We start from the raw sequence: 23,287 nt of genomic DNA on the forward strand, positions 1-23,287 counted from the left end.
AGGACACAGGCCGATGAGTCTCCGCGAACGCCGGGAAATCCTCACCCTTGCCAGCGCAAACCAAGGCGCGCTCATCACGCTCGTCCGCACTTCGGGCTCGACTTACCGTCGCCCCGGCGCACGACTTTTCACCACGCCCGAAGGCACCTTCGCGGGCACGATCTCCGGTGGATGCCTGGAAGACGAGCTCCTTCGCAAAGCCTCGTGGAAGACAAAAGATGGTGCCGTTCTGGAGCACTACTCAACGGCCTTCGACGACACGGCAGAGATTCCCTACGGCCTCGGCTGCGGCGGCGAAGTGGACCTTCTGCTGGAACCGGCGAACACACCCGAGGCAGAGGCGCTGCTTGAAGCGCTTCGATCTTCTCTGGAAGACGAGCTCCAGCAGATCGCGACCCAGCTTCCCCAGAATAATCGCCCCTTCGCGCGCATTATCCTGAATGCAAATAAAGACGTCACCTTCGCCAGCGACCGTCTCGAAACCGAAGAGATCGTCGCCATGCGTACGCATCTTCTTACCGAAACGCCGAACAAAGATCTCTTCCTCGAAAGCCTGGAGCCACCACAGCGTGTCATCCTCTTCGGCGCTGGAGAAGACGCCAAACCCATCGTCCGCCTGGCACACGAGATGGGTTGGAACACCGTTGTCGTCGACCGTCGCATGCAGTACGCGCGCGCGGAGCGCTTTCCGCAGGCCCATACCGTGACAGGCCAGGTCGAAGTGCAACCGGCGGACTGTGTCGTTCTGATGACGCACTCCTACGAAGAAGATCGCCGTCTTCTTACCCAGTTGCTTACAGTGAAACCCAGGTACCTTGGTCTTCTTGGCGCAAGACATCGGTCCAGCCTGCTGCTTTGGGAAGCAGCCAACGCCGCGAACCTCACCCTCGCGGAAGCCTGTGCCCGTACCAGCGCCCCCACGGGTCTGGACCTTGGCGGAGATGGTCCTGAAGCCATCGCGCTTTCGATCCTGGCGGAGATTCAGTCCGTGGTCCATTCCCGCGACCGGCGACCGCGCATTCTCACGGAAGCGGACATCCTCGACCATCTTGCGGAAGCACCGCTGCGGAGCAAGTGTCCGACGCCATGAGTAACATCGCCGCCATCATCCTTGCAGCAGGATCCTCCTCACGCCTCGGCGAGCCCAAGCAACTCGTGGAATACTTCGGCGAACGCCTTCTCGACCGTGCCCTCCGCATCACACAACAGGCCAACGTTCAGAAGATCTATATCGTCCTCGGCGCGAACGCGGATCTCATCCAGGCAACCTGCAATCTCTCCGGTGCCATCGTCCTTTTGAACGAAGACTGGGCTACCGGCATGGCCAGCTCTATCCGTACCGGCATCGCGGCCTTGCCTGTCACGACGCAGCAGGCCCTCATCCTCACCTGCGATCAACCTGCCGCAAACGCCGATCATCTCGTTGCCCTGCTCACCATCGCCAGCAATCACAACACCAGTTCCGCTTCGACCTATGCAGGCAAGATCGGCACCCCCGCTGTCTTTGCCGAACGCGTCTTTCCCGCTCTGCTTCAGCTCGAAGGCGACGTCGGGGCCCGCACACTGCTGCAGGCCGAAGATATCGTCACCCTTCCGTTGCCCGACGGAGAGTTCGATATCGACACACCGGAAGATCTCGCCGCAATCAACTAACCAGCGGCGATGAGTTCCGCCGCTGCAACCTCTGCACTCTTCCGCGCCCACGCCGTCGCGGAGGCCCATCCAAGAAACAGCACAACTGCTCCGCATCCCGTCATGATCCACCAGATCGGATGTGTCGCCAGCGTGAAGCTGGATCCCCTGGTACGGCTCGCGTTCACTACCGTTCCCGCAATGGCCACACCCAAGGCTGCGCCTACCTGCCGCCCGGTGGAAGCAATCGCCGCCGCCACGCCCGCCTGCGCTAACGGCATTCCTTCCACCGCATTGTTGGTGATCGCCGAGTTGACCATCCCCAACCCCATTCCGAACAAAGCATAGGCCGTCAGCAACGAAATCAGCGGTGTACCAGGGTTGAGTTGCGTCATCAACAACGCACTCAGAAAAAAACCTGTACCCGCTGCGTAGAGCGAGGGCCGCCCCCCATACCGCCCCACCAGTCGCCCGCTCCACGGAGAAGACACCATCATCGCGAGCGCAAGCGGTAGTGTGCACAGGCCCGTATGGAACGCCGAGAACCCACGCACCTGCTGCAAATAAAGCGCATTGAGAAACAGGAAGGCCCCGAACGAGGAGAACGCACAGACACCAAGGATCGTCGCACTGCTGAACGGCACGCTGCGAAAGAACCGCAGATTCACCAGCGGTTCTTTGTGCCTCGACTCATAGAGCAGAAAACCGACAAACGCCGCTGCGGCCACAGCAAACAGCCCACGTATGAGAGGGGAGCCCCAACCTGCACGCGGCCCTTCGATGACCGCGTACGTCAACGTTGTCAGTCCCAGGAAGACCAGCCCCTGCCCCACTGGATCGAACGCACGCGCTCGCGCCGCCTTCGACTCCGGCACATAGATCGCCGCCAGAATAACGGCTGCAATTCCAATCGGCAGGTTAATCCAGAAGATCGAGCGCCAGCCCACGGCCTGCGTCAAAGCGCCACCCAGCAGAGGTCCCAGCGCAAACGCCATTCCTCCTACCGCCCCCCACACGCCCACCGCATGCCCCCGCGCCTTGGGTTCCGTAAAGACATTCGCAATGATCGAAAGCGCGACCGGATTGAGCATGGAAGCGCCCAAACCCTGCAGGGCACGATAGGCCACCAATTGATGGATCGTATGCGCCAGGCTGCAAAGCAGCGACCCCGCCAGAAACAGGCTCAGCCCAATCTGAAAGACGCGTCTGCGCCCGAATCGATCGGACATCGAACCCGAGAGCATGAGCAGACTCGCGACCACCAGCGTGTACGCGTCGAGAATCCATTGCAGTCCCGAAAGGCTCGCATGCAGGTCATGCTGAATCGATGGCAACGCCACATTGACGATCGTCACATCCATGCCTACGAGCAGCAGGCTCATGCAACAGATCCCCAGCACGAGATTCTGTCGCACAGGGACCGTGGTTTTCGAATCAAGGGCAAGGGCCATTGGATGTCTCCTCCAGAAGTCGAGGATTCCCTCGACTTCCCATTCCTTCTAATATATGAGGGTGCCCTCGACTTCTGCAAATCCAAGACGGCGTCCGCAGCAGAATCGCGCCGAGGTGCGTCGCGCCAGCTTTTTGCAGGCCGCCGAGCAACTCTTCGGCACCCTCGGCTACGAATCCGTCACGATGACCGCCATCGCCGAGCAGGCGCAGGCCTCCATCGGCACCCTCTACGACTACTTCCCGGATAAACCTGCGCTCGCCCTCGTCCTCATCACGCAGTACATGCATGAGGCAGAGGCGCACTGGGCAAAGTTCCTGCAGCAACCACCCGCCCGCGGCAAGGCTTCGATTGCCGACGTCTTCATCGAAGGCATCCTTGAGTTTGCACGTAACCGCCCCGCCTATCTCCCGCTCTTCGGCGCGCCGCTCGGCTTTACCCGCACCAAAGCCGACCGCGAACCTCTACGCAGAACCATCGCCGCCGCACTGCAGAACCTCAAGCCAGGCCTGCCAGCGGACCACGCTTTTCTCAACGCCCAGGTCATCGTCGAAATCATCAAAGGCATGCTTGGCGTCTATCGGCAGGCCACACCCAAAGACAGGGAAGCGGTCGTCACCGAGTTCAAGAAGGTCATGCGCCTCTATCTCACCGACACCCTCGGCTAGAAGCAGTTCGGCACTTCGCTCGGACTTTCACATCATCAAAAGTGTTGAACTGGATTTTCGTCGGCTCATGCTCCGGAAACAACTCTGCATGGGAGCGGGTGAAGCGAGCATCTGCGTCCACTTCCTGTGCGTCGGAAGAGATACCATTGCCGACACCGGGAGTTACAAGTTGTCCACGAAACAAGTCATTATCATCGGAGCGGGCCCTGGCGGTCTCGCGTCCGCTATGCTTCTCGCCTCTGCCGGAATCGACGTCACTATCGTAGAAAAACGCGACCACACGGGTGGCCGCACCTCCACGTTCAAGCAGGACGGCTTTTCCTTCGATTACGGCCCGACCTTCTTCCTCTATCCGCGCGTTCTGGAAGAGATCTACTCTGTAGCAGGCCGCAACCTGCGTGAAGAAGTGCCCATGCAGCAGCTCGATCCGCAATATCGGCTTCTCTTCGGGAACAAGAGCGGTGGTCCTCCCAGTGAACTACTCGCCACCGGTGATCAAGTGCGGATGGAAGCAGCCATCGCCGCCTTTTCTCCCGAGGATGCCAAAAACTTCCAGCGCTTTATGAGCGACAACCGCTCCAAGCTGGAGCGATTCCTTCCCTTTCTCGAATCGCCTTTCATGAACTGGCGCGATCTGGCGAAGCCCGAGATGCTTAAGCTTCTTCCGACGCTCGCCCCTTGGCGCTCGCTCGACGATGAGCTGAAGAAATACTTCAGCGATGAACGCATCCGCCTCGGCTTTTCCTTCCAGTCGAAGTACCTCGGTATGTCGCCCTTCCGCTGTCCCGGACTCTTCAGCATCCTCTCGTTCCTGGAATACGAGTACGGCGTCTTCCATCCCATCGGCGGCTGCGGAGCCATCACTCGCTCAATGACCCGCATCGCGAGAGAGATGGGCGTCCGCATCCTGCTGGCAGAAGAAGTCACCGGTATCACCTTCGAAGGACGCAAGGCCACAGGCGTCCTTACACCCAATCACGTGCTTACCGCCGACGCCGTCATCATGAACGCAGAATTCGCCGTCGCCGCGAAGCAGATGATCCCCGCGCACCTGCGCAAACGTTGGAGCGACCGCACCATCGACAAGAAGGACCACTCCTGTTCCACCTTTATGATGTATCTCGGCGTGGAAGGCATTGCGGAGAACGTTGCCCACCATACGATCTATCTCGCGGCGGACTACAAGCAAAACCTCCGCGACATCGAGCAGAACCACACCCTTTCTGCAGATCCTTCCATGTACGTGCAGAATGCCAGCGTCACCGACAGCACACTTGCACCCGAGGGCCACAGCACGCTCTACATCCTCGCGCCCGTGACCCACGGTTGCGACGGCGTGGACTGGAAACGCGATACTCCTGTCTTCCGCGAACAAGTCCTGGATCAGCTCCCTGCTCTCGGCCTGCGCAACGTGCGTGCGCGCATTCGCAGCGAACGTATCATGACGCCCGCAGGCTGGCAGAGCGAGTTCTCACTGCACAAAGGCGCGACCTTCAGCATGGCCCACAGCCTGCGCCAGATGCTCCACCTGCGTCCCAACAACCGCTTCGAAGAGACCGAGCGTCTCTATCTCGCTGGCGGCGGAACCCACCCCGGCAGCGGTCTTCCCGTCATCTTCGAATCCGCCCGCATCGCCACAAAGCTTCTTCTCGATGACCTCGGCGTCTCCGCAAAACACGCTACGTTGGACGCATCCAAACCACAGATTGCAACCGCATAGCCGATATTTTGTCATCCCGTAGCGAAGCGAAGGGATCTGCTTTTCCAAGAACGCAAAGCGTTCTCCATCGCGCAAAGCGCGACCAGCATCATCCAAGAGGAAGCATGCCAAAGCAAAACACAGCCATCATCGGCTCCGGCCTAGCAGGTCTCTCCGCCGCAGTTGTCCTCGCCGCACGAGGCCACTCCGTCTCGGTCTTCGAAAAGAACCCCTGGCTCGGTGGCAAAGCAGCCCAACTCTCCGAAGCAGGCTTCCGCTTCGACATGGGCCCGACCATCCTCATCCAACCTTCAGTCCTCCGCCGCATCTTCTCCGAAGCCAACCGCAATCTCGAAGACTACCTCGACATGGTCCGCCTCGACCCGGCGTGGCGCTGCTTCTTCGAAGACGGAACTGTCCTCGACCTCACCGACTCCACCGAAGAGATGTCCGCGACATTTAACCAGATCAAGCCCGGCATGGGCACAAAGTACGCCGAGCTCCTAGCACTCTCCGAAAAGCTGCACGAGATCTCCAACAACTTCTTCTTCTGGAAGCCCGTAGGCTCCATGATAGACACGCTTGATGTCAAAGGCGCCTTCGACATCAAGGTTCTCAAAGACGTGATGCAGATGCGCCTCGGCAAATCCGTCTCCGGCGTTATCCGGGAACATATCTCCGACCCCAACGCCGCGCAGATGCTCGATCACTTCGTGCAATACGTCGGTTCTTCACCCGACAACTCACCTGCCATCCTCTGCGCCATCGGCCACATGCAGACCTCCGAGGGCATCTGGTATCCGAAGGGCGGGACACGCGCCATCCCCGAAGCGCTCATCAAACTCGGTCGCGAACTCGGTGTGCAGTACCGTACCAGCGCCGATGTCTCAAAGATCGACACGCAGGAGCACAAGGTCACCGGACTCACGCTCACCACCGGCGAACATTTCGTCTTCGACGCCATCGTGAGTAACGAAGACGCCGTCCGCACCTACCGGGAGCTTCTTCCGCGCGAACACGGCACGCACTTCAACAACAAGCGTGAGTATGAGCCCGCATGCTCCGGCGTAGTTCTCTACCTCGGTCTGAACAAGCGGTACGACCATCTCGCCCATCACGACTTCGTCTTTTCCCGCGATCCACATGAGGAGTTCCATCATATCTACGATCTCGGCGAACCCGCACCGGACCCCACCTGTTATCTCGCCTCCACCACCGGCACGGAGTCAGAGACAGCGCCGCACGGTGGAGACGCGCTCTATGTTCTTGTCCACACGCCCTATCTGCGCCCGCATCACAACTGGAAAGAGATGTTTCCGGCCTACCGCCAGGTGATCCTCGACAAGCTCAAGCGCACCGCAGGCCTGCACGACATCGAAGACCGCATCGTCTTCGAGCATGCCCTCACACCGCAGGATATCCACGACCGCTACCGTGTTCTGAACGGAGCCATCTACGGCCTCTCTTCGCATGGCCTGTACCAGGGAGCCTTCAAGCCAAGCAACGTCTCCCGCGAGATCGAAGGCCTCTACCTCGCGGGCGGTGCAGCACATCCCGGCCCCGGCATGCCCATGGTGATGATGTCGGGCTGGATCGCCGCTGACGCCTTGGACCGCAGACACGCCTAAAACTTATTCGAGCGAAACCTGAACTCTCACGTCTGTCCTCATAGAAGGGACATATGGGGTCAATCGAGGGTTGGAGCTTGGCATTGTCACCCATACAGGAGGATGCGCGGTCGGAGATCGATCTCGCGGCCCTGGTACAGACATACTCCACGCTTCTCTTTCGCGTCGCGCACTCCATCCTGCGCAATCCAGCGGAAGCCGAAGACGTGGTGCAGGATGTCTTTGTCCGCGTCCTCCAGCATTGTCGCTCGCTTCCGGCTGTGCGAGACCTCCGCGTTTGGCTCGTGCGCATCGCCTGGAATCTTGCGCTCGACCGCACGCGGCGTGTGCGTCCGGAACAGTGGGACGAACTCTTCATCGAAAGCCTCGCTGGCAGCAATCTACCTGCCGATCAGGCCATGCAGGAAACGCAGCGCATGCAGGCCGTGCTGCGCGAGTTGGAGCGATTGCCCAAGGCAGAGCGCCACGCGCTCCTTTTATCTGCCATCGACGAACTTGGAACGGCAGAGATCGCGGAAGTCATGGGAAGAAGCGAATCCGCTGTGCGCGCCCTGCTCTTCCGCGCACGCACACGTTTGAAGGATCGACTTGAGAAAGGAGAAAGGAAATGAACCACTCGGAAGAAGCGGTCGACAAAATCCTTGCCGCTCTGCGGAACGCAGAGTCTCCTCCTGGCATGGAGCTTCGCATATTAAGAGAGCTCCAGCATCAGGAAGCCATCCGCTCTCAGCGTGGAAATTGGCCAACTTGGCTCTCTCTGCCGGGAGCAAGATCCCTCGCCTTCGGCACGGCGTTTGCAGGTCTATTCGTCGTGGTTTTGATGATCCCAACGCTCGTTCGGTTGAGACATCCTCGTCCCGCATCGCGGCAGACCGCCACCGCAACACCGCTACCTGCGCCGGCGAGATCAAACTCTCCAGCACAGCCCCCCTCTGCACCCCGCCTCCAATCGTCGCAAAAGCCGAAGGGACATAAAACAGCGATCGTCCATCCAGAAGACGCTCAAGCGCTCGAAGCGATGCGCGCGCCCAGTCAACCCGCACCTCCGCTTCCTTTGACGGAACAAGAGAAGCTTCTATTACGCATCGCGCATAAGGGAGATCCGCAACAACTCGCCATGCTCAACACGCAACTTCGTCTCCAGGAGGAAAAGGAAGAGAAAGCAGACTTCCAGAATTTCTTCGAACCTCCAGCCTCGGGAGAAAAACAATGAGCTCAAACTACAGCGCAAAAGGGAGACACAGGATGAAACTCGCAAAAGTACTTCTCGGAATCACACTGACGATGTTATGCACTGGTTACACAGTACAAGGACAAACGACGGCATCAGACGCCCGGCCCAATGCGGATTCTATCCGTACCTTCTATCTGACAAACGTCAGCCAGGTCCACGACGTGACCGAGATCACAACCGCCCTGCGAAACCTTCTCGATCCCGCAGACAAGGTCTACCTGGTGCCATCGGAGAACGCCATCTTTGTAAAAGGAACGCCTGCACAGCTTCTGATCGCGGAGAAGCTCATCAGCGACCTTGATCGCGTGAAGAAGACCTATCGCCTTACCTACACCATCACCGAGGTGGACGGAAATAAGCGCGTCGGCACACAACACTTCTCCGTCATCGTCGTCTCGGGTGGCCGGACCACACTCAAACAGGGCAGCAGGGTACCGCTTGTTACAGGGTCAACCAGCTCCCCAATGTCTTCGAACAGCAGCCAGGTGCAGTACGTCGATGTCGGTCTGAACATCGACGCTTCCCTGGATGAGTACGTCGATGGCATCAAAGGAATCAGACTGCGTACCAAAGTCGAACAATCCAGCATCGCGGAAGAGAAGTCGAGCGTGGGCCTGCAGGATCCAGTCATTCGGCAGACCCTGCTCGAGGGGACTTCTATCCTGATTCTGGATAAGCCGCTGGTTCTGGGCGGACTCGATCTTCCCGGCAGCACCAGGCATCAGGAGGTCGAAGTCGTCCTGGAACTCGCGCGATAGATCCACGTCACCGCACGGTGAAAGACCGCCGCACCAGAGAACCATGTGACCAGCGCAGCCAGAACTGCGCACAGGACCACCATCAACGCAGAGCAACCCATGTGCGAAAGTAGGCGCGCCTCCAGGATCTTCAGCACCAACGGATGCACGACCAGCATCGTCAGCGTCCTCTGGCCATACTTCGTGAAGCGATTCTGTCCCACGGGTATCAGGCACAACGCCAGGAACCCCAATGCGCAGGCGACGAATAGATGGAGCGCCCTAAACCCTATCCCCGCCGTTACCGAGGAGAATCCAAGGACTACATAACTCTGTGCCTCGTATATCGCCTGCAAAGGCGGCGGGAAAAACCACAACCCTATTCCCGCAGCCGCAAAGGTCGTCACAGCACTGACTTTGACGAAACGCGGAGTACGCGCCGCAACCCGCAGGACGCCTCTTCCGTAGAGATGCCCCGCAAAAAAGAGAGGAAACCAGGCCAGCGTGCGCGAAAGGCTGAACGCACGTCCGATGTGACTCTCACATCCCGCCAGCAGGGCAAGAGCCACAGAGACCGGAAGCGCCCACCGAACCCGGAGAAAAACCGGGAGCATCAGCTTCCACAGAACAAGGCTCAAAAGAAACCACAGAGCCCACCACGGCGTGACCAGGAAGCGCAGGAAGTTTCGCCGCATCTCTCCAACGAAGCAGAAATACACTGCCTGCGACACGATCAGGACGCAAAGGATTCCCAGCAGTGATCTCGGGGAAGGCTTTGCCTTGCTGGTGATTCCTGCCAGAAAGACCCATACCGGGACATGAAAACAATAGATCAGGAAGTAGACCGTGGACGCCACACGACAGGAGCCTGCCAGTGCGGACGGTTCCAGGATGTGCCCGTAGACCACCAGGAACATCATGCCGAGTTTGGCATTATCGAGAAAGGGAAGGCGTTCGTTTGGCTTCGTCATGCTTCATGCCGCTCAACAGGCCGGAAGCACTGGTATAACACGCGCCCTCTTCCTGCAGAGAAAGCTATCCTCCGACTCGTCTTGTGAGCTAACTTAGTTTCATGCCCCCTCTTCTTCGCCCGCTGGGATTTCTCTGGCTGGCCCTCGTCTTTTCAGGTTGTGGATCGTCCGGTAGCCCCATCTCCACGGACGTCTCCGTCGCGCCCGTAGTCACTCCTGCAAACCCGACCACTCCAACGAATCCCACCGCGTCCCCCATGCAGTACCACGCCTTCGGCGATTCCATCACGTCAGGTTTGACACTGAGTGCACCGCAAAGCCAGGCTTATCCCTTCCTGGTAAGTACGGCTAAAAACCTGGTTCTGACAAACCTGGGCGTCAGAGGAGATATGACGTGCGACCTGTTTCGCGACGCGATCTATCCGTATGCTGAAGAGCCTACGTCCACCGAAGTCCGTATCTCTTCCCTGATGATTGGGACCAACGACGTCGACATCAGGGGAAGCGGCTCCTATCTCAGGACCTTCAACATCTGCCATCGCGCGCTCATCGCATGGCTGGGCACTCCGCGCGAGAACAAGCTAAAAGCAGGAGACTCGGGAATCGACGTCTCCGGCGGATGCAACAACGCTCCGGACGCGACCGTCTTTGGCGGCCTCCTTTGCACCTCCGCAGGAACCATCACGGCCGCGCACCTTTCCACCTCCGGCAATCCCATCTACGTCTGGTACCAGATCGACGATTATGCGGGCACGAATGCGCGCTTCGAACTACTGATCGATGGTGTCTCGCAGGGATACTTCGCTACAGCCCCGGATGTTCCCATGTTCACCCAGCATCGAGGTACAACAGCGGTTGCACTCGCCCGCATTGCGGCAGCAGCGGGAGATCACCACATCGAGATAAAGACTCCGCTTGGTGGCATTGCCATCCAGGGAATCGGCTCGAATCCGTCGCGCACTCTGGCCTCGCCGCAGATCCTTCTTGTCGGAGATATTCCGAACCAACTCGCAAGTTCCCCTATAAGCTCAGCCTCAGGGCAGCTTCTCTACAGCACCGAAATTAAAGCAAACATAAAGCTCTTTGCGAGCGATGGAATGGACGTCCGATTTGTACCCGACCGAAGTTATATGTTCGGCACGTCCGCTGAGATGAACGATCCGCTGCACCCTAACATTCTGGGCCAGCAACATCTGGCTTCCGCGTTTCTCGCCGCGCTGCAATAGACGAAATAGCGGCCTTCTACTCGAGCTTGGTCGTCACCACTCCATCGAACACTACTGGAGCTGCATCCACCAGGGTATTGGCTGCAGCCAAAGACAGAGGTCTTCCAAACCAGTAGCCCTGCCCCTGATCGCACCCAGCCTCATGGACAGCTTTTGCCTGCGCGGCTGTCTCCACACCCTCCGCGGTGATGGTCAGTCCCAGCGTTCTTCCCATCGCCACGATTGTCTTTACAATGGCTGACGCCTTGGGGTCGAGCTGCATCTCGATCACAAACGACCGGTCGATCTTGATCGCATCGAAGGGAAACTTCAGGAGATACGTCAGACTGGAATACCCCGTACCGAAGTCGTCCAGGGCAATCGAAATTCCCAGCGCCCGAAGACGCACCAGCTGGTCGAGTGCTGCGTCCGTATCCTTGAGCCACAGACTCTCCGTCACCTCCAACTCCAGGCGCGCAGGGTCAAGCCCGGACGTCTTCAGCGCTTGTTCGACAACCTCAACAATGTCGCCATTGCGGAACTGTACCGGAGACAGATTGACGGCGATCTTCAACGGCTTGCTCCACGCTGCGGCTGTTTTGCATGCGGTCTCCAGGACCCACGCTCCCATGGGAACGATGAGTTGGGACTCTTCTGCAATCGGAATGAAGTCCGCGGGCGACTTCGGAGCCCAGCCCGCTGGCCAACGCAGGAGCGTTTCGAACCCCACCAGATGGTGGTCATGAAAACTGAAGAGGGGCTGGTAGGCCAGCTGAAATAAGTTGACCTCCAGGGCATGTCGCAGCTGCACCTCGAGCTGTCGGCGCTCGCGGAGCTTCGCGTCCATCCCCGCTTCAAAGAAGCACACCGTATTGCGTCCGCTGTTCTTCGCCTTGTACAGCGCCGCTTCGGCACAGGAGAGCAGCTGGTCCCAGTCATCCGCATCGGCCGGCGCAATCGCAACACCAATGCTCGCGGAACAACTCACGAGCATACCGGCAAGATTGTACGGTTCACAGAGAACGTTCATAAATCGATCGGCGATGGAGATCGCTCCGGAGGGCTGCGCGATGCCTACCTGCAGAACAACAAACTCGTCTCCACCAAGTCTCCCCGCCGTGTCCTCGGCTCGAACCGTCGATTTGAGCCTTCTCGCAACTTCTCTTAAAACCTCATCTCCGGCTTCGTGTCCAAAGCTGTCGTTGACACCCTTCAATCGATCCACGTCGATCAGCAGGACGGCCAGAAAGCTCTTGTTCCGTCGGCTCCAAGCCAGCGCAGTCTTCGCGGCTTCTTCCAGGTGCCTCCGATTCGCAACGCCCGTCAAACTGTCGTGCGCCGCGACAAACAGGAGTTCGGCCTGCGCTTTCCGGTAGTCCCTCATCTTCCGATAGACCATCCATCCCGGAATGCCGCCCGCCAGCAAAAAGCCCACGGCAATAATGCCCTCTGTAAATAAAAACGACCGTAAATAGAGCGCGTGCGTGCTCGTCTGATCGAGATAGGCTTCAAAGACTCCAATCACTGCCCCATCCCGCTGAATGGGAACATACGATGCGGCAAAGTAGCGCGGGTTTTCAGGCGAGGTGCCGATGCCAGATTCAGTAAAGGTCGAACCGGAGAGAATCTCACGGGCGATTTCCGCACCATGACGCTGCGCAATCGTCACCGGGACCAACGGCTTCCCTATCTGATCGGAGACGAAGACCAGCTCCCCGGTACGGCTCCACACCTTGTACCGATAGACTCCCCCGGCTTCCGAGGCGAGTTTAAGGAGATACTTTGTCTTTTCCGAAGGTGGCTCGCCGGCGATCATGGCCGGAAGATCCTCGGCATGGTTTACAAGAGTCCAGACCCACACCTTTGCCGCCGATTCCGCCTCCGATTGCAGCGTTCGCGTCGCAACGACCCGGCTCAACTGCATCCCACCCAGGGCAAGCAGACTCACGAGCACGGCCAGCAACAAGATGCGGCCAGTGTCCGTGGGAACGAATCGGGTCGAGCGAGTGTCCAAGGAGACGCTCCAAACGCTATCGTCGCGTAGCTAATACTACGCCCGCAACCGGCCCAACCGGTCTCCAAACGTATCCTGTATCAACAGGGAATTTGCCTTCAATAAAATTCGGCTTCGCCGAACTCAAATCTCTGCCTCCCGCTGCTCCAAATCTGCCTCGTCAAAAATGAGGGCTTCCATGGCGATGGAGGAGCAATCACGGTATCTATTCTTAAATTTTCTCTTGACATAGTCTGTCTATGCCACTACCGTCACTTCCATAGATGAACTATGCCAGTTCGTCTTCCCTATCGGAGGCCGACTTTGGATCGCGACGAAATTCCCCCCGGAACCCTGTATCTCCTCATCCTCAAGACCCTCGCGCTCCGCGGTGAGTTACACGGTTATGAGATCGCCAGCTCCATACAGCAGACCTCCGAAGAGATCCTGCAGGTGGAAGAAGGCTCGCTCTACCCCGCCCTGCAACGCATGCTGATCAAAGGTTGGGTCAAGGCGGAGTGGGGCGTTACTGCGGGCAATCGCCGCGCGCGCTACTACAAACTCACTCTCGCAGGCCGCAAACAACTAGCGCTGGAACTCGATCGTTTTGAGCGCGTCATCGGAGCCATCACACGTGTCATCCAGACTGCATGACGAGGTAAATCATGAACTCGCCCCTTGAGTTTCTTCGCCGTATCCGCATGCTTCTTCAGCGCCGTCAGTTTCAAGCCGATCTGGACGAAGAGATGCGTCTGCACCTCGAACTCCGCACGGAGCAACAGGCGGAGACGGGTCTTACTCACCAGGCGGCACGGCACGTTGCATATCGAAGGTTCGGCAATCCAACCGCGATCAAGGAGAAGAGTCATAGGACCTGGGGATGGGAATGGCTTGAGAGCTTTGTGAACGATGTCCACTACGGCGTGCGTTCCATGCTGCGCAGCCCTGTCCTCACCCTCGTGGCGCTGCTTTCGCTCGGTCTGGGCATCGGCGCCAACACCGCCATCTTCAGTTTCATGGACGCGGTCATGCTGCGCTCACTACCCGTGAAGGATCCCCACGATCTCTTCCTCTTTGGCACCGGCGCCTGGGCTGGCATCACGGACAGCATTGGCAGCACCGAACTCTACTCCTATCCCTTCTATCGCGCGATGCAGAAACAGAATGCCGTCTTCAGCGATGTCGGTGCCGCTCTCAGCATGCTCAATGAAGTTCACGGAACAGTGGAAGGCCGCAATGAAACCGAGCGCATGCACGTACAACTCGTCACCGGCACCTACTTCCCCATGCTCGGCGTGAAGCCTCTGATCGGCCGCATGCTTGCGGACGACGACGACAGGATAGAAGGCGGCCATCCGGTAGCCGTCATCAGTTATGCGTGGTGGGTGACCAGCCTCGCGCGCGATCCCAACATTCTCAGCAAAAAGGTTAAATTGGGCGAAACAACCTTCAACATCATCGGCGTGGCTCCGCCGGAGTTCTTCGGTACAAAAGTCGGCGAAGCTCCGGATCTTTGGGTTCCGCTCGCGATGATGGAGCAGGTTCCGCCGAACTGGCGCGGCTATAAAGATAACTTCAGCCAGTCGTTGCAACTCATGGGACGCCTGAAACCGGGCGTCACACTGGATCAAGCCACCTCGAACGTAAATCTCCTCTACCAACAGATCCAGCATGGCTTTCCCGATGCCAAGTTAAACCAGCAAACCCTAAAACAACTGCAGGAAGCGCACGTCCCACTGACGCCCATGTCCAAAGGGCTTTCGTACCTCCGCGGCCAGTTCTCTCAGCCACTCCGCATCCTGATGGTCCTCGTTGCGGTTGTCCTTCTCATCGCGTGCGCCAATCTGGCCAATCTCCTGCTCGCGCGCTCCACGGCCCGTATACGGGAGTTCGCTGTTCGCCAGGCGCTCGGAGCCAGACGCTCTCGCCTCATCCGTCAACTTCTCACGGAGAGCCTTCTTCTCGCCTTTGCGGGCGGCGCGCTTGGCATTGCCTTCGCTTCCGTCGCAAACCGCCTTCTACTGCGCATGGTCTCAGGAGGTCCGGAAGATCTGCCTCTGGATGTCTCCATCAATCCGCGCCTCCTCCTCTTCACGCTGACTATCACAGTGCTCACAGCGGTGCTCTTCGGCACCCTTCCCGCACTGCGCGCAACAAAGCTCGAATTGACCGATGCGCTCAAAGACTCTCGGGGTCCACAAACGGGCACGGGCAAAAGCCCCCTCGCGAAAATCCTCGTCATTTCGCAAATCGTCTTTTCGCTGGTTCTCCTCGTCGGTGCAGGGCTTTTCGTACGCACCCTTGTGAACCTCTCGAACATCGACACCGGCTTCAACAAGGAAGACGTTCTCCTGCTCCGGACCGACCCCAGTTCCATCGGCTATAAGGGCGATGATCCACGCGTCACCCGGCTCTATCAACAGATTGAAGAGCGCGTTGGCGCACTGCATGGGGTTACCACGGCCAGTTTCTCCCTCTTCACCTTCAACGAAGGCAGCTGGAACGGCGGCATCACCGTACCCGGAGTAGACCTTGGACGCAGTATTAACGTAAAGCACAACGTCATCGGCAACGATTACTTCAAAGCGATGGGGATTCCACTCCTCGCAGGACGGACGTTCGGACCGCAGGACACAACGACATCGCAAAAAGTGTCAATCATAAGTGAGCGACTCGCAAAGACTTACTTTCCGAAGACCAGTCCGCTCGGCCGTCACTACAGCATCGGCGGCGCGGACAGCCCGGAGAGGGAGATCATCGGCATCGTGAAGGATGTTAAGTTCGGCAACCTCTCCGAAGATCCGGAGACGCTCGACTACGTCTCTTACTCGCAGCGCCCCCAGTACGAAAACGATCTGGTCGTTCGCTATACCGGAGACTTCGCTGCCATCTCCGGTGCAATCCAGCAGGCGATCCACAGCGTGGATCGTAACCTTCCGATTGCAGAGATCACCACGCTCGACGAGCAGGTCGGACGCTCGATCACGCAGCAAAGAACCGTCGCCCAGCTCTCCGCCTTCTTCGGCCTACTTGCGGTCTTCCTCTCCTGCATCGGAATCTACGGCCTGATGTCGTACGTCGTCAGCAGACGCACCAACGAGATCGGTATCCGCATGGCGCTCGGCGCCAGACGCGGCAACGTACGCTGGCTGGTCATGCGCGAGATCACGCTTCTGCTCGGCATCGGCATCGGCATAGGCGTCCCAGTCACCCTCGCCGGAACGCGCATGATTCAGACCATGCTCTTCGGCGTAAAAGGCTCCGATCCCGCCAGCCTCGTGGCCTCCGTCACCCTGCTACTCGCGATCGGCCTCCTCGCCGGATATCTCCCGGCCCGCCGTGCCTCGCGCGTAGATCCCATGGTGGCCCTGCGTTATGAGTAGCTGACTCGATGCTAAAATCCGCGCAGAGAGTGAGCCCCTACATGACACGTACGAGCAAAATAAAATTCTTATCTGCCTCCTTGATCCTTGCTGCAGCGCAACTCGCCCACGCACAGACTCCAAAGCTCTCCGTCCACTGGGAAGAGCTTACCGGCCCGGACTTCGTCACCGCCATTCATCAATCGCAAAGCACCTGCATCCTGCCCATCGGCATCATGGAGAAGCACGGCCCCCACCTGCCCATCGGTTCGGACCTGATCAACGCGCGCTACGCGGCCATCCATGCCGCGCAGCAGAGCTACGCCGTCGTCTTCCCCGAGTATTATTTTGGCCAGATCTCAGAAGCGCGCCACGAACCCGGCACCGTCTCCTACAGCCGCGATCTGCAGCTCGCGCTACTCCAGGCCACGACAGACGAGATGTCCCGCAACGGCTGCAAGAAGATCCTGATCGTGAACGGACATGGAGGCAATACCAGTCTGCTCCCCTACTTCGCCCAGTCGCAACTCGACAAACCGCACGACTACGTCGTCTACCTCTTCTCGCAGCGCACTCCCACATCCGGCGGACCGAAGAAGAAGTCCACCAACGACCAGCACGCAGGTGAAAGCGAAACCTCCAAGCTGATGATCACACGTCCGGACCTAGTTCACCCTGAACGGGCCACGCAGGAATCGGGCGCCGACCAGCACCACCTCAACCTGCCCGAAGGCGTCTACACGGGCATCTGGTGGTACGCCAGCTTCCCCGATCACTATGCTGGCGATGGCTCCGTCGCAACCCACGAGCTTGGCGAGTACCAGATGAAGTGGTGGGTTGACTCCGTCACCAAAAGCCTCATCGCCATCAAGGCCGATGACGTTAGCCTCAAACTCCAGAACGAGTTCTACGAGAAGAGCAGACACCCGCTCGACACCAAACAGTAAGATTTTCTGATTTTGTGGCGGCAAGGAATACCTGCGCGCACTGAGTGTCTTATCTCCCAGCTTATGCAGACAGAATCTGGATAAGCTGGGAGTCTTCGCATGTCCAACGAAGTAGTACGTCAATTCTTTAAGAACTATCTCCTCATTCGAGAAGAGGGTTTCGACTCTTTTATAAGAGAACAATCAAAATTATTCTCCCCTGACCTAATAACGATCGCTTCGGATACCCGAGGCACATTCACTTATTACGGCATTGAGGGTTTCTTTGAAGGCATGGTTGCGTGGTCTAAATATTTTTTCGTAAGTGGTCAGTCCTTTCACGAGTACCTGGAAAAAGCCCCAACACATGTTTTGGTGCGGATGCATGGAGAACTCAAACTGCTGGAGCCTATCCATGGCACAAATGTCAGTAAAGAGGATCAGCATGATTGGACACAAGAATTCGAGCTCTCAGGGAACCTGATTACAAAAGTGACTGTACGGCTCTCGTTCCAATCTCCGGACAAATCCCGGTCATAAACTTGTCGGCTGCCGGACCGTAATCGATGATTATAGGCTTCCTCATTCCCCTCGAATGGCCGTCGCCGGTTCGATCCGGGCGGCCCGGATCGCAGGCAGAATGGAAGCCGCGCTGGCAAGCACAATCAGCGCTGCCACCGATCCCACAAACACCATAGGATCGTGTGCCGTCGTGCCGTAGAGAAAACTTGCCAGCACCTTCGAGGCGAGCACCGCAACGACCAGTCCAGCACCGCAACCCACCGTGGCCACCAGAGCGTTCTCTCGAAAGATCATCGCCACCACACCTCCACGCTCTGCTCCGAGAGCCATGCGAATGCCGATCTCGCTCGTTCGTCGCGCCGTCGCATAGGCCAGCGTTCCGTAGAGACCGATACCCGTCACCAACAGCGCGCAGCCAGCAAAGAAGATCGACAGGATCGCCATCAACCACTCCGCGCTCATTGAATCCGTAATCACCTCGTCCACAGTGGTCAGAACGGGCGCGGGAATCGTCGGAGCCAATCGCGCCGTGAGCGGACGAAGCGCACTTGCCAGCGGTGTCAACGAACCGTTCACGCGCAGTACGGCCGTCAGGGACTGCTTCGGCGCGTCGTCCTGTTGGATAGGAACATAGGCCGCAGGCGGCGCTGGCCTTCGCAGATTGCGGTACTTTGCATCGCCCACCACAGCCACAACTTCCATCGATGCGTGGTCATGTTCTCTAACAACTTGCTTCCCCACTGCAATGCTTCCCGGAAACAGAAGCTTCGCCGCGGACTCATTCAGAATGATCTTCAACCCCGAGCTCTTCGTATCGGTCCATCGGAACTCTCGCCCCATCTCAACGGGAATCCGCATCGTACCGAAGTAGTCAGGCCCCACGCTATTCAGGAATAAAAGCTGCGAGCTTTGTCCCGGTATAGCGAATTTTCCATTCCAGCCTCTGCCAGAGAGAGGCACGATGAACTCGAAGCTGACACTCTTCACATTCGGCTGCCTCTTCAAGTCTTCCCCGAGTTGCTGATACACCTGTGTCAGCGCGTCGCCTTCAAGAGATTGCTTGTCCATCTTGAACGCGACGTTTACAAGTCCCTTTGGATCGAACCCAACACCCGATTGGAAGAGTCGCACCATGCTCGTTGCCAACAGACCTGCGCCGACCACGAGCACCAGAGCCAGCGCTACCTCGGAGGCAAGCAACACCTGCGGCAGCATGCCTCTGCGCTTCTGCCCCTGTGTCGCCGCATGCTGCCCCTTGATGCTCTCGCTTAAATCATTGCCGGTAGCCCGAAGAGCAGGAAGTAGACCTATCAGCACCGTGGCTACGATCGCGATGATTGCCGCAAAAACGAACACCCGCAGATCGAGCGATGTATCCAGTTGCAGCCTGCTGTTGCTCATCGAGTTGCCGCTCATAATCAGTGCCGCCAACGATCGACTCACAGCCGGTGCCATAGCTAGCCCCGCGGACGTTCCCAGAACAGCAATCAACATACTTTCAACCAGCAGCTGCTGGATCAGCCTCCCTCTTGTTCCGCCCACAGCGAGCCGCGTACTCAACTCGCGCTCGCGTGCCGCGCTACGCGCCATCAGTAAACCAGCCAGGTTCAGGCAGGCCAGCAACAAAACTCCTCCGCACATCGATGCCATAGCCACCAGCGGCTTGCGAAACAGCGCCCTTGCGTAAGTAAACCCTCGCGATCCTGTCTCAGCCTCAACACGGAAATGTGCCTTCTCCATCTCTGCAATAAAAGCGCCGTCGGCGTCGCTCTCATGCAAGATCGCCCCGGAGTAAGTGAGTAAAGCAGCGTTGGCTTTCTCCAGACCAACCCCGGGTTGCAGCCGCGCCATTACCGTCAGCCACGAAGTGTTGACCCCTGCATCGATGTGGTTTCTTGGCGCATCGATCACCGGATCGGCGGAGAGAGGCGCGAAGATCTCCGGTCTCAGGGTTGGGTCCGCTCCTATAAACGACTTAGGCATCACCCCAACCACGGTGAACGGGACATTCGCGATCACCAGTTGCTGTCCTACGGCATTCGAAGCTCGACCAAATCGAGTCTCCCAGAAATGTTCGCTGATAACGACAGCAAGCCCCGCGGGACTTCCGCCAGGTTGATCGTCCCCCGGGGTCAGATAGCGACCGAGCAACGGCGCTGTCTCCAGCGCTTGAAAAAACTGGCCACTCACCAGTACTCCGGGGACATTCTCATTGCCGGATTCTCCCCGCACCTGCAGCGTGTCTCCATTGAACGCAAAGACCTGCGAGAAGACCTCGTGCCGCTTCTCCAGGCTGCGGAAGAAGGGCGTATTGAAGTCATATCCCGGTTGCGGCCCGCCTTCCTCATAGCGAAGCACGGCAAGCTGTTCGGATTCTGGCACCGGAAGCGGACGAAGTAATAATCCATTGATCAACGAAAAGACAGCAGTATTCGCACCCACGCCCAGGGCGAGCGTCAGCACGGCAACTGCCGCAAACGCTGGAGCTTTTTTCAGCATGCGTGCGGAAAATCGAAGGTCACGCAACAGATTTTCCACCGTCTGAAACTGCCGCAACTCGCTCAGCCGCTCCTTCCAGCGACTCGGGTTGCCAAAGGTACGGCGCGCCGCCGCGTCCACCTCCTGCTCCGTCGCGCCTTCCCGTAGTAACCGCTCGCGCAGCATCGTCTGGTGAAATGCAAGCTCCTCCGTCAGCTCGCGCTTCAGCTGTTCCCTGCGAAAGATGGACTTCATCCGTCCCGCAACTTCACTCAGATAGCGATTCATAAGGCTCCCTTCAAGACGCCTGCATCACAAATCCAATCGCCGCCGAAAGCCTCGCCCAACGCTGCGATTCGCTCTCAAGCCGCTTCTTCCCTTCTGTAGTCAGCTGATAAAACTTCGCTCGACGGTTGTTCTCTGAAACGCCCCAGTCGGCCTTCAGCAACCCGCGCAGCTCCAACCGGTGCAGCGCGGGATAAAGCGCGCCCTCTTCCACCTTGAGCAGATGCTGCGACGTCTGATGAATCCACTCCACCACGCCATACCCGTGCATCGGCCCGCGAAGAAGCGACTTCAACACAAGCATCTCCAGCGTGCCTTGGATCAGGTCTCCCGCCTCGCTCTTCTTTCCCATAATCATCTTAGGGAAACAATAAAAGAGCTATCCATGATCGTCAAGCAGAAAACGCAATCACATTCGTGGGCTGTGCCCCATTCTTTCGCCAGCTTTACCGGCGAAAGGGTGGGGTCGCGCAGAGCACACAAACCGGATCTCAAAGGACAGCCCAACCCAACCCTCCTCCGAGATCCGCCAGAAGAGAATCCGCAGCCGTGATCTAAACTCATCACATGCCGCAGATCACCCCAGTTTCGAGCACCCTGCGCGCTCTCTTCCTCCCCATCGCAAGGCACAATCTCAAAACATCCTTCCGTTCCGTCCGTCTTGCCAACGCAACGCGCCTGCGCAAAGAAGACGCTCCGCTCGTGGTCACCCTCAATCACGCCTCCTGGTGGGACCCCCTCGCCTGCATGGTCCTCGCGACCAGCCTCATGCCTACGCGAAACCACTACGCCCCAATGGAAACCGCCGCCCTCGACCGCTTTCCGTTCTTCCGTAAGCTCGGCGTCTTCCCGTTGGACCCCGGCACCCCACGCGGAGCCGCCCACTTTTTGCGCACCGCGCAACAGATCGTGCTCGATCGAAAGAATGTCCTCTGGCTCACACCGCAGGGCCGCTTCGCCGACGCACGCCTCCGCCCTGCGGGCTTTGCCAACGGCATCGGAGCTCTCCTCGCACGCAAACGCGAACTCACCCTCCAGCCCATCGCGCTCGAATACGTCTTCTGGAACCAGCGCCTGCCCGAACTCCTCATCAACATCGGCGCGCCGGTCTTCGTCACCCCCAGCGACAAACACACCACGCAGGAGTGGACCGCCCTCGCCGAAGCCGCCACGCTCGCAACACAGGACGAACTCAAAGACCTTGCCCTCACTCGCGACCCAGGCCACTTCACCACACTCCTCGAAGGAACCACCGGCACCGGCGGCGTCTACGGCATCGTCCAGCGGCTGCGCGGTAGACACCTCTCCGCCGACCACCCCGGCGGACCGCCCAAACCGGCCTCAAAGTAGATGCTCGCCCTGTCCATCGCCGCAGCCCTTTGCGCCCTCATTCCGGCAACGATGTTCTGCCTGAACCTCCTCGAGTACCGGACCCCACCACCCTCCGAAACCTGCGAGAGCATCACCCTCATCTTTCCCGTACGCAACGAAGCCGCAGGCATCACCTCAGCTCTGAAACACGCACTCGCGACCACCCACACCACGCTTGAAATCATCGTCCTCGACGACCACTCCACGGACAACACAGCCCAGATCGTCCAAACCCTCGCGCTCACGCACAATCAGATTCGCCTTATTCCGTCAGCCCCACTCCCCACAGACTGGAACGGCAAACAACACGCCTGCTGGCAGGGCGCGCAGCACGCCACGCACGATCTTCTCTGCTTCGTAGACGCAGACGTTCGCCTCTCACCCGAATCGCTTCCACGCATGGCCGCGTTTCTTCAGCAGACCAAAGCAGAACTGGTCAGCGGCTTCCCCCTCCAGCAGACCCTCACCCCGCTGGAGTACCTTCTGCTCCCGTTGATCCACTTCATCCTTCTGGGACTTCTTCCCATGCGTCAGATGGCCCGGAGTACCAGCGTCGCCTACGCCGCAGGCTGCGGACAGTTCCTCCTCTGCCGCCGCCCGAGCTACTTCGCGACCGGGGGCCACTCCGCCATCCGCCAGACCATGCACGACGGTCTTCTCCTCCCGCGCCTCTTCCGCCAGCACGGACACCTCACCCGCCTCGCAGACCTCACCAACCTCGCCACCTGCCGGATGTACACCAACACCCGCGACACATGGAACGGTCTGAGCAAGAACGCCACCGAAGGCATGGCCACCCCCGCACTTCTCCGACCCCTGACACTTCTCTTCGCCCTGGGTCAGATATTTCCTTTACCCCTGCTCGCAGCCTCCCTCTACAAACACAACACCGCAGCAACCATCCTCAGCGCGACAGCACTCGCCCTTTCCTACCTCCCGCGAATCCTCGGCGTCCTACGCTTCCGCCACTCCATCAAGGGCGCTCTCCTCCACCCGCTGGGAATCGGCACCCTGCTCGCCCTGCAATGGACTGCCCTCATCCAAAAGGCCCGCGGCAAAACCGCCACCTGGAAAAACCGCACCTACCCCGCCAACTGATCCGGCCCTCTGTGCCCATTCTTTCGCA

20 protein-coding genes are annotated in these 23,287 nt (G+C 58.7%); 15 read left to right on the top strand and 5 right to left on the bottom strand.

Going from position 1 to position 23,287, the window contains the following annotated elements:
* The first annotated feature begins 13 nt into the window (after positions 1–13).
* Entirely contained in the window at positions 14–1,090 is a 1,077-nt protein-coding gene (locus ACIPR4_RS18140) for an XdhC family protein (RefSeq protein WP_013570124.1), read from the top strand.
* Positions 1,087–1,653, top strand: coding sequence for a nucleotidyltransferase family protein (locus tag ACIPR4_RS18145; protein ID WP_013570125.1), 567 nt, complete (start codon positions 1,087–1,089; stop codon positions 1,651–1,653). The genes ACIPR4_RS18140 and ACIPR4_RS18145 overlap by 4 nt, the downstream gene beginning before the upstream one ends.
* Here the strand turns inward: ACIPR4_RS18145 and ACIPR4_RS18150 are convergent.
* Positions 1,650–3,083 (bottom strand): MFS transporter, encoded by a 1,434-nt coding sequence (locus ACIPR4_RS18150; protein ID WP_013570126.1) that lies wholly within the window; start codon positions 3,081–3,083, stop codon positions 1,650–1,652. The two genes, ACIPR4_RS18145 and ACIPR4_RS18150, sit on opposite strands and share 4 nt — an antisense overlap.
* A 55-nt stretch (positions 3,084–3,138) precedes the next feature.
* On the opposite strand from ACIPR4_RS18150, the gene ACIPR4_RS18155 reads away from it, so the two are divergent.
* From ACIPR4_RS18155 to ACIPR4_RS18180, 6 genes are all read left to right on the top strand, one after another.
* Positions 3,139–3,750, top strand: coding sequence for a TetR/AcrR family transcriptional regulator (locus tag ACIPR4_RS18155; RefSeq protein ID WP_013570127.1), 612 nt, complete (start codon positions 3,139–3,141; stop codon positions 3,748–3,750).
* A 169-nt stretch (positions 3,751–3,919) separates the two neighbouring features.
* Positions 3,920–5,470 (top strand): phytoene desaturase family protein, encoded by a 1,551-nt coding sequence (crtI, locus tag ACIPR4_RS18160; RefSeq protein WP_245536380.1) that lies wholly within the window; start codon positions 3,920–3,922, stop codon positions 5,468–5,470.
* A 104-nt stretch (positions 5,471–5,574) separates the two neighbouring features.
* Entirely contained in the window at positions 5,575–7,077 is a 1,503-nt protein-coding gene (locus ACIPR4_RS18165) for a phytoene desaturase family protein (RefSeq protein WP_013570129.1), read from the top strand.
* An 83-nt stretch (positions 7,078–7,160) separates the two neighbouring features.
* Positions 7,161–7,688: an RNA polymerase sigma factor gene (locus tag ACIPR4_RS18170; protein ID WP_245536381.1), complete on the top strand. Its 528-nt coding sequence runs from the start codon at positions 7,161–7,163 to the stop codon at positions 7,686–7,688.
* The gene (locus ACIPR4_RS18175; RefSeq protein ID WP_013570131.1) at positions 7,685–8,290 is read left to right on the top strand and encodes a hypothetical protein; all 606 of its coding nucleotides are present in this window, start codon (positions 7,685–7,687) and stop codon (positions 8,288–8,290) included. The genes ACIPR4_RS18170 and ACIPR4_RS18175 overlap by 4 nt, the downstream gene beginning before the upstream one ends.
* A 32-nt stretch (positions 8,291–8,322) precedes the next feature.
* Positions 8,323–9,069, top strand: a complete 747-nt coding sequence (locus tag ACIPR4_RS18180; protein WP_013570132.1) for a hypothetical protein — start codon at positions 8,323–8,325, stop codon at positions 9,067–9,069.
* Here ACIPR4_RS18180 and ACIPR4_RS18185 read toward each other — a convergent pair.
* On the bottom strand, positions 9,033–10,019 hold the full coding sequence (locus ACIPR4_RS18185) for an acyltransferase family protein (protein WP_013570133.1): 987 nt from the start codon (positions 10,017–10,019) through the stop codon (positions 9,033–9,035). The two genes, ACIPR4_RS18180 and ACIPR4_RS18185, sit on opposite strands and share 37 nt — an antisense overlap.
* A 101-nt stretch (positions 10,020–10,120) precedes the next feature.
* On the opposite strand from ACIPR4_RS18185, the gene ACIPR4_RS18190 reads away from it, so the two are divergent.
* Complete coding sequence (locus tag ACIPR4_RS18190; protein ID WP_013570134.1) at positions 10,121–11,245, top strand: SGNH/GDSL hydrolase family protein; 1,125 nt, start codon at positions 10,121–10,123, stop codon at positions 11,243–11,245.
* A gap of 16 nt (positions 11,246–11,261) precedes the next feature.
* Here the strand turns inward: ACIPR4_RS18190 and ACIPR4_RS21890 are convergent, their stop codons facing one another.
* On the bottom strand, positions 11,262–13,238 hold the full coding sequence (locus ACIPR4_RS21890) for a putative bifunctional diguanylate cyclase/phosphodiesterase (RefSeq protein WP_013570135.1): 1,977 nt from the start codon (positions 13,236–13,238) through the stop codon (positions 11,262–11,264).
* A gap of 303 nt (positions 13,239–13,541) precedes the next feature.
* Between ACIPR4_RS21890 and ACIPR4_RS18200 the strand changes: the two genes are divergently transcribed.
* From ACIPR4_RS18200 to ACIPR4_RS18215, 4 genes are all read left to right on the top strand, one after another.
* Positions 13,542–13,871, top strand: coding sequence for a PadR family transcriptional regulator (locus ACIPR4_RS18200; RefSeq protein WP_013570136.1), 330 nt, complete (start codon positions 13,542–13,544; stop codon positions 13,869–13,871).
* 11 nt (positions 13,872–13,882) lie between these two features.
* Positions 13,883–16,600: an ABC transporter permease gene (locus tag ACIPR4_RS18205; RefSeq protein ID WP_013570137.1), complete on the top strand. Its 2,718-nt coding sequence runs from the start codon at positions 13,883–13,885 to the stop codon at positions 16,598–16,600.
* A gap of 80 nt (positions 16,601–16,680) precedes the next feature.
* On the top strand, positions 16,681–17,526 hold the full coding sequence (locus ACIPR4_RS18210) for a creatininase family protein (RefSeq protein ID WP_245536382.1): 846 nt from the start codon (positions 16,681–16,683) through the stop codon (positions 17,524–17,526).
* Between the two features lie 99 nt (positions 17,527–17,625).
* Positions 17,626–18,045, top strand: a complete 420-nt coding sequence (locus ACIPR4_RS18215; protein ID WP_013570139.1) for a hypothetical protein — start codon at positions 17,626–17,628, stop codon at positions 18,043–18,045.
* Positions 18,046–18,087: 42 nt separating this feature from the next.
* Here ACIPR4_RS18215 and ACIPR4_RS18220 read toward each other — a convergent pair whose 3' ends face one another.
* Both ACIPR4_RS18220 and ACIPR4_RS18225 read right to left on the bottom strand, forming a co-directional pair.
* The gene (locus ACIPR4_RS18220) at positions 18,088–20,793 is read right to left on the bottom strand and encodes an ABC transporter permease (RefSeq protein ID WP_013570140.1); all 2,706 of its coding nucleotides are present in this window, start codon (positions 20,791–20,793) and stop codon (positions 18,088–18,090) included.
* Between the two features lie 10 nt (positions 20,794–20,803).
* Complete coding sequence (locus tag ACIPR4_RS18225; RefSeq protein WP_041586188.1) at positions 20,804–21,142, bottom strand: PadR family transcriptional regulator; 339 nt, start codon at positions 21,140–21,142, stop codon at positions 20,804–20,806.
* Between the two features lie 215 nt (positions 21,143–21,357).
* On the opposite strand from ACIPR4_RS18225, the gene ACIPR4_RS18230 reads away from it, so the two are divergent.
* Both ACIPR4_RS18230 and ACIPR4_RS18235 read left to right on the top strand, forming a co-directional pair.
* Positions 21,358–22,140, top strand: a complete 783-nt coding sequence (locus ACIPR4_RS18230; protein WP_013570142.1) for a lysophospholipid acyltransferase family protein — start codon at positions 21,358–21,360, stop codon at positions 22,138–22,140.
* Positions 22,141–23,259 carry a glycosyltransferase family 2 protein gene (locus tag ACIPR4_RS18235; RefSeq protein ID WP_013570143.1) on the top strand — a complete coding sequence of 373 codons (1,119 nt, stop codon included), beginning with the start codon at positions 22,141–22,143 and terminating at the stop codon, positions 23,257–23,259.
* Positions 23,260–23,287: the final 28 nt, after the last annotated feature.

It is taken from the genome of Terriglobus saanensis SP1PR4, from assembly GCF_000179915.2.
Lineage (GTDB): Bacteria > Acidobacteriota > Terriglobia > Terriglobales > Acidobacteriaceae > Terriglobus > Terriglobus saanensis.